This window comes from Streptomyces nigra (assembly GCF_003074055.1).
In the GTDB taxonomy this organism is placed as follows: Bacteria; Actinomycetota; Actinomycetes; order Streptomycetales; family Streptomycetaceae; genus Streptomyces; species Streptomyces nigra.
On record NZ_CP029043.1, the window covers coordinates 2,236,269 to 2,250,781 of the forward strand.

The window sequence follows — 14,513 nt, forward strand, 5'->3', positions numbered from 1 at the left end:
CACCGAGTTCCGCACCCTGACGAGTTGGAGCACCGATGCCCCAGCACGTGCCTCCGCCGCTGCGCGCGACACTCCCCTGCGCGTCGCGGCTGCACCCTTCGACGCTCCCCCCACAACCGCGCCGAATCGTTTTTCTAGCCCATCGCGACCTGGGCAACCGCGCCGCGGGCGGCTCCGAGCTGCTCGTCGACCGGCTCGCCGACGGCCTCACCCGGCTCGGCCACCAGGTCACCCTGCTGTGCGGGGGCCCGGCGGCCTACCGCGACTACCGGGTCGTCTCCGCGGGCGGCCCCTTCGACCACTATCTGCGGGCGAGATCCGCCTTCGCCCGCCAGGTCGGCGACTGCGACCTGCTCGTCGAGGTCTGCAACGGCATGCCCTATCTCGCCCCGCTGTGGCACCGCGGACCGACGCTGCGGCTGGTCAACCATGTGCACACCGATCTGTGGCCGATGCGGTTCGGCGGCCCGCTGACCCCCGCCGCCCGGCTCGGCCGGCGCCTGGAGCACTGGGCGCTCGCCGGGACCCGGCAGCGGGGCCTGCTGGTCGCCGTCTCCCCGTCCACCGCCCACGCCCTGCGGGCCATCGGCGTCGAGCGGGAGCGCATCCGCGTCGTGCACAACGGTGTGGAGGAGCCGGGGCCGCTCGGCGAGCGGTCGCCCGAGCCGCTGTTCGTCGCCGTCGGACGGCTCGTCGAGTACAAGCGGATCGATCTGCTGCTGCGGCTGTGGGAACGGGTGCGGCCCGTGACCGGCGGGCGGCTGGTGATCGTCGGCGACGGACCCGAGCGGCGACGGCTGGAGGAACTCGCCGGGCCCGGCGTGGAGTTCACCGGCCATGTCTCCGAGGCGGAGAAGCACCGGCTGCTGTGCGCGGCCTGGCTGCTGCTGCACCCCTCGGCCGTGGAGGGGTGGGGGCTCGTCGTCACCGAGGCCGCCGCCCGTGAGACACCTGCCGTCGCCTTCGACGTGCCCGGGCTGCGGGACTCCGTCGTGGACGGCGAGACCGGGGTGCTGGCACGCGGCGAGTCCTCGTTCGCCGCCGCCTGGTGCACGCTGGCGCTGTCCGGGCACCGCCGGGAGCTGATGGGGAAGGCCGCGCGGGACCGGGCGGCGCGCTACCGCTGGGAGCGGACGGTGCGGCAGTTCCGCGCGGTGGCCGCGGAGGCGGTGAGCCGTGGCGACCGTACGCCGTAGCGGGCGGCCGCGCGGCTCCCCCGAGACCCGGCCCGTCCGCGACCCGTCGCTGCGCCGGTCCCTCGCCCTGTTCCGCGCGTTCCTGCACGAGCAGGACGACCCCGTGTCCTGCTACACGCTGCTCGCCCGGGACGCCGCCGACCAGCTCGAGGCGTACGGCGGTCCCCTCGCCGGGCGGACCGTCGTGGACGTCGGCGGCGGCAGCGGGTACTTCCTGGAGGAGTTCCGGCGCCGGGGCGCCGACGCGTACCTCTTCGAACCGGACGCCCGGGAGCTGGGGGCGCGGCCGCCCGAGGGGGCCGTGGTCGCCGACGGCTATCTGCTGCCCCTGCGCGACGGGGCCACCGACGTCACCTTCTCCTCCAATGTGCTGGAGCATGTGGCCGACCCGGGGACCTTTCTGAGCGAGCTGGTCCGGGTGACCCGTCCCGGCGGGCTGCTCTACGTGTCGTTCACCAACTGGCTGTCCCCGTGGGGCGGTCACGAGTGGGCGCCCTGGCACTACCTGGGCGCCGAGCGGGCCCGCGCCCGCTACCGGCGGCGCACCGGACGCGACGCCAAGCACACCCTCGGCGAGAACCTGTTCGCCGTGCACGTCGGCAGCACCCTGCGGCAGGTCCGCGCCCGGCACGACGTGGAGATCGTGTCGGCGCGCTCCCGCTACTGGCCGTTCCTCGCGGAGGCCGTCGTGAAGGCGCCCGGCCTGCGCGAGTTCGCCACCTGGAACCTCCTCCTCATCCTCAGGCGGTGTCCACCATGACGACGACCACGGTCCAGACCCCTCCCCCGGCGGCCGTGCCCACCTCCGCGCCCTCCGCCGGCCCGCCCGAGGGCCCGCGGTCGCGGCGCTGGCTGCTGGGGTTCTGGGCCGTGGTGTTCGCGCTGTTCCTCGCGGTGCGGCCGGGGCGGCAGACCTTCGACACCAAGCTGGGCGTGACCACCGACCCGGGACGCTTCCTCGGCGACCTGGGCCAGCTGTGGCACGACCAGGGCGGTTTCGGCGGTCTGCAGGACCAGTACGCGGGCTATCTCTGGCCGATGCTGCCGTTCCACTGGCTGGCGGACACCGTGGGGCTGCCGGTGTGGCTGGCCGAGCGGCTGTGGATGTCGCTGATCGTGTCGGTCGCGTTCTGGGGCGCGCTGCGGCTGGCCGAGCGGCTGCGGGTGGGCAACGGCGGCTCCCGGCTGGTCGCCGCGACCGCCTACGCGCTGTGGCCGGTGTTCACCGTCGTCATCGGCTCGACCTCGGCGGCCGCGCTGCCGGGCGCGTTCCTGCCGTGGGTGCTGCTGCCGCTGGCCGACGAACGGTACAGCGCACGGGTCGCCGCGCTGCGCTCGGCGCTCGTCGTGCCGTTCATGGGCGGTGTCAACGCCGCCTCCACACTGGCCTCGCTGCTGCCGGCCGCGCTGTATCTGCTGTCCCGGCCGCCCGGGCCGCGGCAGCGCAAGCTCATCGCCTGGTGGGTGCCGGGGGTGCTGCTGGCCACCGCCTGGTGGGTCGTCCCGCTGCTGCTCCTCGGCATGTACGGCGAGAACTTCCTCCCGTACGTGGAGAGTTCGCAGACCACCACCGACACCATGGCGGCCACGGAGGCGCTACGCGGCGCAGGGAACTGGGTGGCGTATCTGCACTTCGGGGAGGCGTGGCTGCCGGCCGGCTGGACCGTCGTCTCGGCCGCCGTGGTGATCGTCTGCTCGGCGCTGGCGGCCGGGCTGGGCCTCGCGGGGCTCGCGCGGCGGGACATGCCGGAACGCCGGTGGCTGGTGCTGACCGCGCTGACGGTCGTGCCGGTGCTGCTCGCCGGGTACGGCGGGGCGTTCGGCGCGCCCTTCCACGGGGTCGTGCAGGACTGGCTGGACGGCGGGCTCGCCCCCTTCCGCAACATCTACAAGTTCCAGACCGGGCTGGCGCTCGCGCTGGTGCTGGGTCTCGCGCATCTGGCGGGCGTGGCAGCCCAGGCGCGGGGGGCCCGGCCGGTGCGCGGACGCCGGTTCGCGCCGCCGGCCGTGGCCGTGCTGGTGCTGCCCGGGCTCATATGGCCGTATCTGAACGGCTCGATCCTCAACCCGGGGTCGTTCAAGGAGATCCCCGCGTACTGGCGGGCCACGGCCGGCTGGATGGAGAAGTACTCGCCGGACGCCCGGGTGCTGGTGGCCCCGGCGACCGCGCACGGCATCCACACCTGGGGCACCACCGTCGACCAGCCGCTGGACGTGGTCGCCGCCTCGCGCTGGGCGCAGCGCGACTACGTGCCCTTCGGCACCCCCGGCAACCGGCGCGCGATGGACGCGGTCGAGCAGGCCCTGATGACCGGGAGCCAGGTGCCGGGACTCGCCGACTTCCTGGGCCGGGCGGGCATCCACTATGTCGTCGTCCGCAACGACCTCGACCCCGACCAGATCGGTGCCGTGCCGACCACCACGGTGAAGCGGACCCTGGAGCAGTCCGGGTACGAGCGGGTGACGGGCTTCGGTCCGGTCATGACCGGCGGGCGGATCGCCCCGGACACCCCGCTCCAGGTGGAGGGGCTGTACGCGCGGCAGCGTGCCGTGGAGATCTACCGGCCGACCGGCGCGGACGTGCCCCGTCCGCACCAGGCGGGGCTGCTGCCGGTGGCCTCCGCGGCCGTGGTGTCCGGCGGCCCGGAGGCGCTGCTGCCGCTGGCGTCGGAGCTGCGGGGCCGCGCCGCGGTCCTCACCGGCGACCGTCACCCCGGGCTCGGCTCGCCGCAGGTACGGGTGACCGGCGACGGGATGCGGCGCGCGGACACCCGGTTCGGGCTGGTCAACGCCAACACGTCGTACACGTACACCGCCGACGAGCGGAACGCGCCGGGCGCCTCGCAGGACGCGGGCGAGCCGCCGCACCAGATCCTGCCGGTGACCGGTCTCGCCCACCAGACGGTGGCCCAGTTGCGCGGCGCCCGCTCGGTGACGGCGTCCTCGTACGGCAACTGGCTCTTCCATCTGCCGCAGTTCGACCCGGTGCACGCCTTCGACGGCGATCCGGGGACCGCGTGGGCCGAGGGCTCGGCGGGGTCGCCGGACGGCGAGTGGCTGCGGATCGCCTTCGCGGGCGGCGCGTACGACATGCCGTCGTCGTTCGAGGTGGCGCCGCTGCCGCAGGACGGGGTGCGGGCGGCGCCGACGCGGGTGCGGGTGGAGACGGAGAAGGGGACGCGCGACAGCGTCCTGCGGCCCGACGGGTCGGCGCAGTCGGTGAAGGCGCCCACGGGCGCGACCCGCTGGATGAAGCTGACGATCACGGACTCGGTGTCCCGGCGGGCCGGCCTGACCGGTGCGGGCTTCTCGGAGATCTCCCTGCCGGACGTCCAGGTGACACGGCTGCTGCGGCTGCCCACCGACGCCGGGAACGCCTCCGCCGACGCGGAGATCGTCTCCCTGTCCCGGGCCGCCGACCCCACCGGGCTGTCCGCGACGGGCACGGAGGCGGGCCTGCACCGGCGGTTCACGACCGCCACGGCCGGGACGTACGAGGTGCGGGCGCAGGCGGTGCCGGTGCCCGGCGAGGCCCTGGACCGGCTGCTGTACACGGTGGCGCCCGAGCAGCGGGAGCGGATCACCGCCACCGCCGACTCCACGGCCCGGCTCGGCGCGGGACTGTCCGCGCGCAACCTCACCGACGGCGACCTGACCACGGCGTGGATCGCGGGCGACCGGCCGGTGGTCCATCTGTCCTGGCCGGGGAAGCAGGCGGTCGGCGAGATCGTGCTGGCGGCGGCCGGCGGTCTGTCCACCAGGCCGACCGAGGTGCACATCTCCTCGCCCGACGGGGCGGCGATCGCGGGCGTCGACAAGAACGGTATCGTCCGCTTCCCGCCGATCACCACGGACCGGCTGGACATCACGATCACCGAGTCGGCCCCGCTGACCCTGCACAACCCGGTCGTGGACGAGGACCTGCGTCTCCCGGTCGGCCTGACGGAGGCGTACGTCCCGGCGCTCGACCGGTACCGCACCCCGCAGCCGGAGACCGACCGGGAGTTCACCCTGCCGTGCGGCAAGGGCCCGGTGGTCGCGGTGGACGGTGAGCTGTACGAGACGGGCGCGCGCGGGACCGTACGGGATCTCGTGGAGCGCCGGCGGATCGACGTGACGCTGTGTCAGCGCGGCCGGGGCGACGCCGGGCTGTCGCTGTCCGCCGGGGACCACCGGGTCGAGGGCGGCGACGCCGGCCCGCTCGCGCTCACCGAGGTGACGCTGACCCGCGGCACGGTCGCCGAGGCCCCCGCGGCCGCACGGGAGCTGACGGTCCGGGACTGGCTGGGTGACCGGCGCACCCTGACGGTGGGCTCCGGCGCGGCGAGCTATCTGACCATGTACGAGAACTTCAACGACGGCTGGCGGGCCACACTGGACGGCGACGAGCTGACGCCGGTCCGGCTGGACGGCTGGCAGCAGGGCTGGCGGATCCCGGCGGGCGCCGGCGGTACGGTCCGGCTGTCGTACGAACCGGCGGTGACGTACGAGGCCGGGCTGATCGGCAGTGCGGTCGGGCTCGCGATCCTCGTGGGCCTGGTGCTGTGGCGGCGCAGGGAACCCAACCCGGACGGCCCGAGCCCCGCGCCCCCGCTGCCGGGGCTGTGGCCGGGCACAGTCGCGCTGACGGTGGTGGCCGTGCTCGTCGCCGGGTGGCTGGCGCTGCTGGTCCCGGCACTGGCGCTGCTCGCGTGGCGCCGGCACACCCTGCTCGTCCCGATCGCGTTCACGGCACTGGCGGGCGCGGGCATCGTCGCGGCCGTGGGCGGCGGGGAACCGGTGGCGGCGGGGCGGGGCGCGTTCGGGCACACGGCCCAACTGCTGGCGCTGATCGGCCTGTTCGCGGCGCTGGTGAGTGTGCGCGAGCGACCGGGGGAGAGCCGGGCGCCTGTCGGTGGGCCATCGGCGGGGCAGTCCTCGGCCGGTCCGCTGCCGGACCTCCCCCACCGGGAACGCGGGCAGAGCCCCCTGGGCACACCACCGGGATCCGCGGCGGGCCCGACGGTCACCGCACGCGGCCCCGGCGCCCCCGAACCCGAGACCCGTATCGACCGCGACCGGAAGGACCCGGCCCCATGACCGCGCTGCAGCGGCCCGTGCGGGCCGGGGCGCCCGTGCGGGTGCCGTTCCCCGTCGTCGACGAGGTCGCCCGGCACTGCCTCCAGGAGGAGGAGCCGGAGACCGTGCACATCGAGGTGCATCTGCCGGGCCGGCTGGACGAGGCACGGCTGCGCGCGGCCTTCGCCGAGGCGCTGCGCCGGCATCCGCGCATCCTGATGCGGGAGGCACCGGGGCGGTGGTACCGGCGCCGTTACACCTGGGAGCTGACGGCGGAGCCCGATGTGGAGGTGGTGCGCTTCCCGGCGCCGGAGCGTGACGCGCTGCGGGGCGCGCGGACCCGGGCGCTGACCGAGGCGCCCGCGCTGTCGGCGTCGCCGCCGGTCCGGCTGGAGGTGGTCCGGGCGGCGGGCCCGGTCGAGGGCAGCGAGGCGGGCGACGCGGTCGGGCTCCCGGCAAGGGGCGCGGACCGCCCCGCCCCGGACACCGCGTCCGGCACCGTGCTGTTCCTGACCATCAACCACACGGCCCTCGACGGCCCCGCCTGTCTGCGGGTGCTGGCCACCGCCGCCGAGGTGTACGGCGGCCGGGACAACTCCCCCGCCTCACCCCCCGTACGCGGCGCCCCCGGTGGCGTACCGCCCGCCGGCGACGCCCCGTCCTCCTGGGCCCGGCCCGCGCGGGTCGCCCCCGGCTCCCCCGAGCCCTCCCCCGGCAACGGTCTGCTCGTCACCGAACTGCCGCTGCCCCGCCGCCCGCGGGGAGCCCCCTACACCGTCAACGACCAGCTCATGGTGACCACCGCCCTGACCCTCGCCCACTGGAACCGCGAGCACGGCGCCCGTCCCCGCCCCCTGCGCATCACCATGCCGGTGGACGACCGCCCCCGTGACGCCGGCATGCCCATCGGCAACGGCACCCGTCTGGTCGAAGTCGCCTTCGCGCACGAGGAGTTGACGACGGACGCGGACCGGATGCCCGCCCTCCTCCAGCGCACGGCCACCCGGACACGGGCCCTCAAAGCTCAACCCCGGCCCCAGCTCGGGCGCGGGGCGGCGCTGCTGACCGCCCCGGTGACACCGGTCGCCTGGCGGGCCGCCCTCACCCGGGGGCTGCGCCGGGCCGCCGCGCCCTGGACGTCCACGACGCTGCTCAGCAACATCGGCCGGATCCCGTACGCCCTGGACTTCGGCGAGGAGGCGGGGCGCGCGCACGCCGTGTGGTTCTCGGCGCCCGCCCGGATGCCGCGCGGCCTCACCGTCACCACCGCCTCCACCGCGGGCCGGCTCCATCTCGCCCTGCGCTGGTCACGGGCCCTGCTCGGCCACGGCGACGGCGCCCATCTGCGGGACCTGTTCGAGCACTATCTGCACACCACGGAGATGGCACCGTGAACACCACCGCGCCCCCGCGCCACGGCGGCCTCCGCGACTTCTACGAGGATCCCGCCGTCCCCGTCGCCTCCGGCACCCCCCGGTCCCTGCGCCAGGCCCGCATGCTGGCCGCCGCCCTCGGCACGGCCGGCAGCGCACCGTGCACCGTCCTCGACATCGGCTGCGGCGACGGCACCGCGGCCGCCACCGCCGCCCCGCTCCTCACCGGTCACCGGATCGTCGGCGTCGACTGGTCCCAGGACGCCCTCAGGCGGGCCCGCACCCGGCTGCCGTACGCGATCAGAGGTGAACTGACCGGCGGTGGGCTGCCGTTCCGGGACGGCTGTGTGGACGCCGTGCTGTTCAGCGAGGTCGTCGAGCATCTCGTCGACCCGGACTCGGCGCTGGACGAGATCCGCCGCGTCCTGCGCCCCGGAGGCCATCTCATGCTGTCCACCCCGAACCTCGCCGCCTGGTACAACCGCGGACTGCTGCTCGCCGGGGTCCAGCCGGTGTTCTCGGAGGTGAGTCTGCGGGCGATCCACGGACGGCCGGGACGCGAGGTCGTGGGACATCTGCGGCTCTATACGGCCCGTGCGCTGCGGGAGTTCGTGGCCGCGTCCGGCTTCGAGGTCGTACGGCTGGCGGGGGCGCCCTTCCACGGGGTGCCGCGTCCGCTGCGGGCGCTGGACCGGCTGGCGTGTGCCAGACCGTCCCTCTCCTCGATCCTGCTGCTGCACGCGCGCAGGACGTAGGGGCGTGGGCCATGTGGTGGGGAGTGGCGGCGGCCCTGTTGGCGAACACCCTGTACAGCGTCGGGTTCGTGCTGGAGAAACGGGCGTTGGGCGCCCTGCCGGAGGTGTCGATCCGGCGGCCGGCCCGGCTCCTTGGGCTGGTGCTGCGCAGCCCGCTGTGGATCGGCGGGTCGCTCGCGCTGGCGGCCGGGTTCGCGGCGCAGCTCGCGGTGTACCGGACCCTGCCGATCGCGGCCGCGCAGGGCATCTTCGTCTCCGGTCTGGTGCTGCTGGTCCTGCTGTCGGCGCGGCTGCTGGGCGAGGAGACGACCGGGCGGGAGCGGTACGCGCTCGCCGCCATCCTGCTGGCCCTGCTGATGGTCGTGCTGTCCTTGGAGGAGGGCGCGGACCAGGTCGGCGGCGACGCCCCGTACCCGCTCATCCTGCTGGTGTGCGTGCCCTCGCTGGCGGCCGGCGTGTGGCTGTACGGCTCCGCCGAGCGGCGCACCCGGCACCGGCACCGCATGCCGACGACCGGTGTCGAGTACGGCGTGGCGGTGGGCCTGCTGTACGGGGTCAGCTCGCTGGCCATCAAGGGCGTGTCGAGCCGGCTGACCACGTCCGGCCCGGGCGCCGCGCTGCTCGACCTGCTGCGCTCCCCGTACCCGTATCTGCTGCTGTTCACCGGGGCGTTCGGGCTGGTCATGTCGCAGGCGGCGCTGCAGCGCTGCCGGGCCTCGCTGATCGTGCCGGTGTGCACGACGGTGACCTGCCTGTACACGGCGGTGCTCGGCACGCTCTCGTTCGGCGAGTCCCTGCCCCACGACCCGGCGCGGCTCGCGCTGCGACTCGCGGGCACGGTGCTCGCCGTCGCCGTCCTGCTGGCCATGCCCAAGCACGACCCGGCAACGCAACCCCACGCAAGCGTCGAGGAGTTGACCCCTCCATGAAGCCCGACGACCCGCTGCTCCGGATCCTGGCCTGCCCGCTCGACAAAGGGCCCCTGCACCTCGTACCGCCCGACGAGGCCCTCTACAACCCACGGTTGCGGCGCCGCTATCCGATCGTGGACGGCGTCCCGCAACTGCTGCCGGACTCCGGTGAGCAGGTCACCGACGACGAGCACGAGGACCTGCTGAGACGGCTCGCCCCCTGACCGCCCCGACGACGACCCGGACGGATCCATGACCCCCACCCTCACGGCCCGGCTGGCGCCGCTGCTGCCCGCGCGCCTGGTCGCCGCGACCGCCCGGGCCGTCTACCCCCGCTTCGAACCGGAGCTGGCCCGGCTCGGCGAGCTGTGCCCGCCGGACTGCGGCACGGCCGTCGACGTCGGTGGCTGGTACGGCCCCTGGACGCGCCGGCTGTGCGGCCGGGCCCGGCAGGTGGTGGCCGTCGAACCGGTCCCCCGGCTGGCGCGGCTGCTCGCCGCGGGCGCCCCGGCGAACCTGCGGGTGGTGCAGGCCGCAGCGGCCGACCGCCCCGGCACGGCCCGCCTGTGGCTGCCGCCGGACGACGAGGGCGACCGGGGTGTGTCGTCCCTGGTGCGCCGGGACATCCACGGACGGGCGCTGCGCGTGCCCTGTGTCGCCCTGGACGATCTCGGGCTGCGGGACGTCGGCTTCGTGAAGGTCGACGTGGACGGTGCCGAACTGTCCGTGCTGCGCGGCGCCACCGGCATCCTCGCCCGGGACCGGCCCGCCCTGTTCGTGGAGCTGGAGTCCCGGATCCAGCCGCCCGGCCCGGTGCTGACGTATCTGTCGATGCTCGGCTACGACGGCTGGGTGCTGCCGGGCCGCTCCTGGGTGCCGCTGGCGTCGTTCCCCCTCCAGGCCCACCAGGCGGCGACGTCGTACGTGGTCGGCATGGGGCTGCTGCGCCGGGTCCTGCCGTTCCACGGCCCCCGCTACGTCAACTCGGTGCTGTTCCTGCCCGACGGACGCCGCCCGGGCGGCCCGGTGCGCGAGCATGGGTCCCATGCCCTCCGCGAGACGCCCCGCTGACGGACCGCACGCCCCCGGTCCGTTCACCCCGCTGCACTTCCAGCTCGTCCTGCTGCGCCGCATGGCCGACCACAACCCCGATCTGGTCGAGGACGCGCGCCGGGAGCTGGGCGTGTCGCAGGCCGAGATGCGCGAGGCGAACAAACGCTGGCAGGCGATGGTCCGCTCGCCCCGGGCGCGCGGCTCGGCGGCCCGCTACCGCTCGGTGCTGGGCCCGTCCGAGTCGGTGGTGTCCCGCAGGATCGGGGATCTGGACTGCGAGGCGTGGCGGTGGCCTCTGCCGTTGTGGCCGACGCTGCGGTTCGAGGTGGTGCTGGCGCCGGGCGGGGCGGTGTGGAACGAGTGGCTGGTGCGCGCCCCGGGCGCCCCGGCGCCCGAGCTGCGCACCCTGGAGGACCTCACGCCCTGGTCGTGCACGGTCGAGGAGGCGGCCCGCGCCTTCGCGCCGGCCCGCCCGCTGGAGGGCAGCGCCCCGACCCGCTGGGGCCTGGCGTTCACGGCACCGGACGCGGAGGGGGTGCCGCACGAGGCGACGGCCGAGTTCACGTGGGGCCTGTTGCAGCGGGTGACGGTCGCCGTCTAGGCGGCGGCCAGGATCGCCTCGGTGACGCGGGGCACCGAGCCGGGGTGCACGGACAGGAACAGGTTCGGCTCGACGAGTTCCAGCTCCATCACGCACGGCTGCCCGTCGTCCCCGTCGACGAGGTCCACGCGCGCGTAGAGAAGCCCGTCCGCGTCCGGTACGGCCGCCAGGGCGCGCTCGGCGACGGAGAGTTCGGCCGGAGTGGGCGTCCAGGGCTCCAGGTTCGGGTGGGCGACCTTGCGCTGGTCGTAGGGGGTGCCGGCGGTGAGGACGGCGCCCTTGCGGCTGGCGTGCAGCAGGCGCCCGCCGTAGAACTGCAGGGCCCGCTCGCCGCCGCTGTCGATGCCCCGCACATACGGCTGGACCATCGCGGTGAGGCCGTCGGCGTGCATCCGGGCGAGGTGCCGCAGCGCGGTGTCGAGCTCCTGGGGTGTGTACCGGGCGGCGAACCGGGCGCCCGCGCCGGAGGTGGGCTTCACGACGAACTCGTCCCCGTCCGGCAGATCGGGGGCGTCGCCCGGGGCGACGTACCGCGTCGGGACGACGGGGACGCCGGCCGCCGCGAGGTCGCCGAGGTAGCGCTTGTCGGCGTTCCAGCGCACCACGGCCGCCGGGTTGGCGAGCCGGGTCGCCGCGCCGCAGCGCTCGGCCCAGGCCAGGAACTCGGCGGCCCGCCAGCTGTAGTCCCAGGTGGAACGGATCACGGCGAGGTCGTAGGCGCCCCAGTCGACACCGTCGTCGTCCCAGTGCACGGCCCCGGCGTCGGCGCCCGCCTCCCGCAGCGCGGCCACGAGCACCGGCAGGTCCCGGTCCTCGCTGACGTCGGGTCGGGGACGGCAGGTGACCAGGGCTATGCGGGGCACGGCGGTTCCTCCGGGCGGGCTGACGGGGCGGAAACCGCAGGCTAACAAGCGTGCGGGAGGGAACCGGAACGGGCCGCTTGACCTTCACCTTCGGGGAAGCCGCAGCATCGAGGCGCACGAGCGAGGGGGAAGTGGATGAGCGAGGACGAGCTGACGATCGGGGCGTTCGCCCGGGCCAGCAGGCTGTCGCCGAAGGCGCTGCGGCTCTACGACGAGTTGCGGCTGCTGCGGCCGCACCGCGTCGACCCGGACACCGGCTACCGGTACTACACCGTGGCCCAGTTGGAGCAGGCCCGGCTGGTGGCGTGGCTGCGCCGGCTGGGCATGCCGCTGGCCCGGATCCGTCAGGTCCGCGCACTGCCCGCCGCCGACGCCGCCCGGGAGATCCGCGCCTACTGGGCGGGGGTCGAGGCGGACACGGCCGCACGGCGGGATCTCGCCGCCTTCCTCGTCGGGCATCTGCTGACGGAACCGAGGAAGGACGACACCATGCTGGAACTGCGCTACTGCGCCGGCTCGGACCGGGGCCTGGTCCGGCCCGCCAACCAGGACACCGCCTACGCGGGCGGCAGGCTGCTCGCCGTGGCCGACGGCTTCGGCCCGGCGGGCGCGCCCGCGAGCGCCGCCGCGGTGGAGGCGCTGCGCTTCCTGGACACGGACGAACTACCGGCGGGCCATGTGCTGAACGTGCTGGAGGAGGCGGTCCGGGGCGCCACCGAGGCGGTCCGGGACGCGGCGGACGGCGGGGAGGAGGCCGGGACGACGCTGACGGCCCTGCTGTGGACGGGGTCGCGGCTGGCGCTGGTGCACATCGGGGACAGCCGCGCCTATGTGCTGCGCGACGGGGCGCTGTTCCGTATCACCGAGGACCACACGGTGGTGCAGTCGCTGATCGACGAGGGCCGGCTGACCCCGGAGGAGGCGGTCACGCACCCGCAGCGCTCCCTGCTGGTCAAGGCCCTGTCCGCCGGCACCCCGCCGGACCTGCGGCTCCAGGACGCCCAGCCCGGCGACCGGTATCTGGTCTGCTCGGACGGCCTGACCACCACCGTCCCGGACGCCCGCGTCCGCGCCCTGCTCACCTCCGCCGAGGGCCCCGACGACGCCGTACGGTCCCTGATCGCGGCGGCGAACGAGGCCGGCGGCCCGGACAACGTCAGCTGTGTGGTGGCCGACGTGGTCGACCGCACGGCCTGACCGCGCCCCCGGCGGTCGCCCCGTACGGCAGGATCGAGGCCATGTCGATCGCCGGAACGGACGCCTACGCCACGGAAGTTCACCTTCCGCCGCTGGTCGAGCGCGCGCTCGCCGTGGCCCGCGCCCACGGGTTCCCCCACTCCTGCCGCCCGGAACAGGGCCGGCTGCTGTACTCCCTGGCGGGCGGCGCCGGGCGGCTGATCGGGGAGACGGGCACGGGCTGCGGGGTGGGGCTCGCCTGGCTGGCGGAGGGCGCCCGGCCGGGCGTTCGGCTGGTCGGCGTGGAGCGGGACGAGGAGCGGGCCCGGCTCGCCGCCGAGGTGTTCGCCGGGCGGCCCGAGGTGGAGATCCTGCACGGCGACTGGCGGCGGATCGGGGAGCGGGGGCCGTACGACCTACTGGTGCTGGACGGGGGTGGGGCCGCCAAGGGCGGGGCCGACGGCGCGGCCGACCCGGCCCGGCTGCTCGTGCCGGGCGGCCGGGTCGTGGTCGACGACTTCACCCCGGCCACCGCCTGGCCCCCGCGGTACGGCGGTGAGGTGGACCGGCCCCGGATGCACTGGCTGCGGCACCCGGCACTGGACACCGTGGAACTCCCGCTCGCCGGGGACCTGGCGGCGATGGTGGGGGTGCGGCGCCGGGACTAGGGGGTGTCGTCCGGCTCCCAGTCGAGGAGGCGGACCTTCGCCACCGTGCGGACGTGGCGGCGCATCGCCGCGGCCGCGCGGGACGGCAGGCCGGACTCGATGGCGTCGAGGATGGCCCGGTGCTGGGCGAGCGAGCGGGCCGGGCGGTGCGGCTGGCGCAGCGACTCGGTGCGGCTCTCGGCGATCTGCCCGGCGATGGAGCGCATGAACTCGGCGAGGAGGCTGCTGTGCGCGGCCGCGGTGACGGCGGCGTGGAAGAGGCGGTCGCCCTCCACGCCGTGGCCGCCGTCCTCGATCTCCCGCTCCATGTGCTCGAGGGCCGCGCGCATCGCGGCGAGGTCCTCGGACGTACGGCGCTCGGCGGCGAGTTCGGCGAGCTTGGTCTCCAGGGCCTCGCGGGCCTCCAGGACGTCGGGCAGGCGCCGGCGCCGCTCGACCATCCGCTCCACCGGCTCGACGTCGAGGGTGTCCCGCACCAGGTAGGTGCCGCCGCCGTGCCGCACCTCGACCAGGCCCTGGACCTCCAGGACGACGATCGCCTGTTTCACGGAGGCCCGGCTCACTCCGAGCCGCTGGGCGAGGTCGCGCTCGGTCGGGAGCCGGTCCCCGGCGCCGAGGCCGCCCTCGGCGACATAGGCGCGCAGCCGGTCGAGCACCTGCTCGTAGAGGCGCTGCCGGGTCATGGGGCGCAGGGCGTCGGTCACGGAGTCCCCCTCTCGACGGGAGCGTAGCACCGGCACCCGCCGTGGCTAAGTGGCTGAGCCAATTCCGGTGCGACCCCTTGACGGGGCCGGGTGCGCGCTCCACGCTGTCCAGCCAGCACCCCTGAATTGGCTCAGCCAATGGGCCACTGGGCGAG

13 protein-coding genes are annotated in these 14,513 nt (G+C 75.3%); 11 read left to right on the forward strand and 2 right to left on the reverse strand.

All coding sequences use genetic code 11. The features are described 5' to 3' along the window. Positions 1–35 precede the first annotated feature (35 nt). Genes DC008_RS10375 through DC008_RS10415 form a run of 9 tightly spaced genes read left to right on the forward strand, consistent with a single transcriptional unit; the run spans position 36 to position 10,947 of the window. Entirely contained in the window at positions 36–1,196 is a 1,161-nt protein-coding gene (locus DC008_RS10375; protein WP_108706721.1) for a glycosyltransferase family 4 protein, read from the forward strand. Then, positions 1,177–1,956, forward strand: a complete 780-nt coding sequence (locus tag DC008_RS10380; RefSeq protein WP_108706722.1) for a class I SAM-dependent methyltransferase — start codon at positions 1,177–1,179, stop codon at positions 1,954–1,956. The genes DC008_RS10375 and DC008_RS10380 overlap by 20 nt, the downstream gene beginning before the upstream one ends. Next, entirely contained in the window at positions 1,953–6,275 is a 4,323-nt protein-coding gene (locus tag DC008_RS10385; protein ID WP_108706723.1) for a DUF3367 domain-containing protein, read from the forward strand. The genes DC008_RS10380 and DC008_RS10385 overlap by 4 nt, the downstream gene beginning before the upstream one ends. Next, a complete protein-coding gene (locus DC008_RS10390) occupies positions 6,272–7,648 on the forward strand; it encodes a condensation protein (RefSeq protein WP_108706724.1) in 1,377 nt (458 codons plus the stop codon). The genes DC008_RS10385 and DC008_RS10390 overlap by 4 nt, the downstream gene beginning before the upstream one ends. Further along, positions 7,645–8,382 carry a class I SAM-dependent methyltransferase gene (locus DC008_RS10395; protein ID WP_108706725.1) on the forward strand — a complete coding sequence of 246 codons (738 nt, stop codon included), beginning with the start codon at positions 7,645–7,647 and terminating at the stop codon, positions 8,380–8,382. Before DC008_RS10390 ends, DC008_RS10395 begins: the two co-directional genes overlap by 4 nt. Positions 8,383–8,405: 23 nt before the next feature. Then, positions 8,406–9,311, forward strand: a complete 906-nt coding sequence (locus tag DC008_RS10400; RefSeq protein WP_108706726.1) for a hypothetical protein — start codon at positions 8,406–8,408, stop codon at positions 9,309–9,311. Beyond that, a complete protein-coding gene (locus DC008_RS10405) occupies positions 9,308–9,517 on the forward strand; it encodes a Trm112 family protein (RefSeq protein ID WP_108706727.1) in 210 nt (69 codons plus the stop codon). Before DC008_RS10400 ends, DC008_RS10405 begins: the two co-directional genes overlap by 4 nt. Before the next feature lie 28 nt (positions 9,518–9,545). Continuing rightward, positions 9,546–10,364: an FkbM family methyltransferase gene (locus DC008_RS10410; RefSeq protein ID WP_108706728.1), complete on the forward strand. Its 819-nt coding sequence runs from the start codon at positions 9,546–9,548 to the stop codon at positions 10,362–10,364. Beyond that, a complete protein-coding gene (locus tag DC008_RS10415) occupies positions 10,339–10,947 on the forward strand; it encodes a hypothetical protein (protein ID WP_425276534.1) in 609 nt (202 codons plus the stop codon). Before DC008_RS10410 ends, DC008_RS10415 begins: the two co-directional genes overlap by 26 nt. On the opposite strand, the gene DC008_RS10420 is transcribed toward DC008_RS10415, so the two are convergent. Further along, on the reverse strand, positions 10,944–11,810 hold the full coding sequence (locus DC008_RS10420; protein WP_108706730.1) for an ATP-grasp domain-containing protein: 867 nt from the start codon (positions 11,808–11,810) through the stop codon (positions 10,944–10,946). The two genes, DC008_RS10415 and DC008_RS10420, sit on opposite strands and share 4 nt — an antisense overlap. 135 nt (positions 11,811–11,945) lie before the next feature. Between DC008_RS10420 and DC008_RS10425 the strand changes: the two genes are divergently transcribed. Both DC008_RS10425 and DC008_RS10430 read left to right on the forward strand, forming a co-directional pair. Continuing rightward, positions 11,946–13,007 (forward strand): MerR family transcriptional regulator, encoded by a 1,062-nt coding sequence (locus tag DC008_RS10425; RefSeq protein ID WP_108706731.1) that lies wholly within the window; start codon positions 11,946–11,948, stop codon positions 13,005–13,007. Positions 13,008–13,048: 41 nt separating this feature from the next. Then, a complete protein-coding gene (locus tag DC008_RS10430) occupies positions 13,049–13,654 on the forward strand; it encodes an O-methyltransferase (RefSeq protein ID WP_108706732.1) in 606 nt (201 codons plus the stop codon). Here DC008_RS10430 and DC008_RS10435 read toward each other — a convergent pair. After that, complete coding sequence (locus tag DC008_RS10435; RefSeq protein WP_108706733.1) at positions 13,651–14,358, reverse strand: FadR/GntR family transcriptional regulator; 708 nt, start codon at positions 14,356–14,358, stop codon at positions 13,651–13,653. The two genes, DC008_RS10430 and DC008_RS10435, sit on opposite strands and share 4 nt — an antisense overlap. Positions 14,359–14,513 lie beyond the last annotated feature (155 nt).

Excerpts from the sequence above, each read along its gene's own strand:
- DC008_RS10390 (WP_108706724.1), top strand. The coding sequence starts at position 6,272 with ATGACCGCGCTGCAGCGGCCCGTGCGGGCCGGGGCGCCCGTGCGGGTG.
- DC008_RS10410 (WP_108706728.1), top strand. The coding sequence starts at position 9,546 with ATGACCCCCACCCTCACGGCCCGGCTGGCGCCGCTGCTGCCCGCGCGC.
- DC008_RS10405 (WP_108706727.1), top strand. The coding sequence starts at position 9,308 with ATGAAGCCCGACGACCCGCTGCTCCGGATCCTGGCCTGCCCGCTCGAC.
- DC008_RS10430 (WP_108706732.1), top strand. The coding sequence starts at position 13,049 with ATGTCGATCGCCGGAACGGACGCCTACGCCACGGAAGTTCACCTTCCG.
- DC008_RS10385 (WP_108706723.1), top strand. The coding sequence starts at position 1,953 with ATGACGACGACCACGGTCCAGACCCCTCCCCCGGCGGCCGTGCCCACC.
- DC008_RS10415 (WP_425276534.1), top strand. The coding sequence starts at position 10,339 with ATGCCCTCCGCGAGACGCCCCGCTGACGGACCGCACGCCCCCGGTCCG.
- DC008_RS10425 (WP_108706731.1), top strand. The coding sequence starts at position 11,946 with ATGAGCGAGGACGAGCTGACGATCGGGGCGTTCGCCCGGGCCAGCAGG.
- DC008_RS10375 (WP_108706721.1), top strand. The coding sequence starts at position 36 with ATGCCCCAGCACGTGCCTCCGCCGCTGCGCGCGACACTCCCCTGCGCG.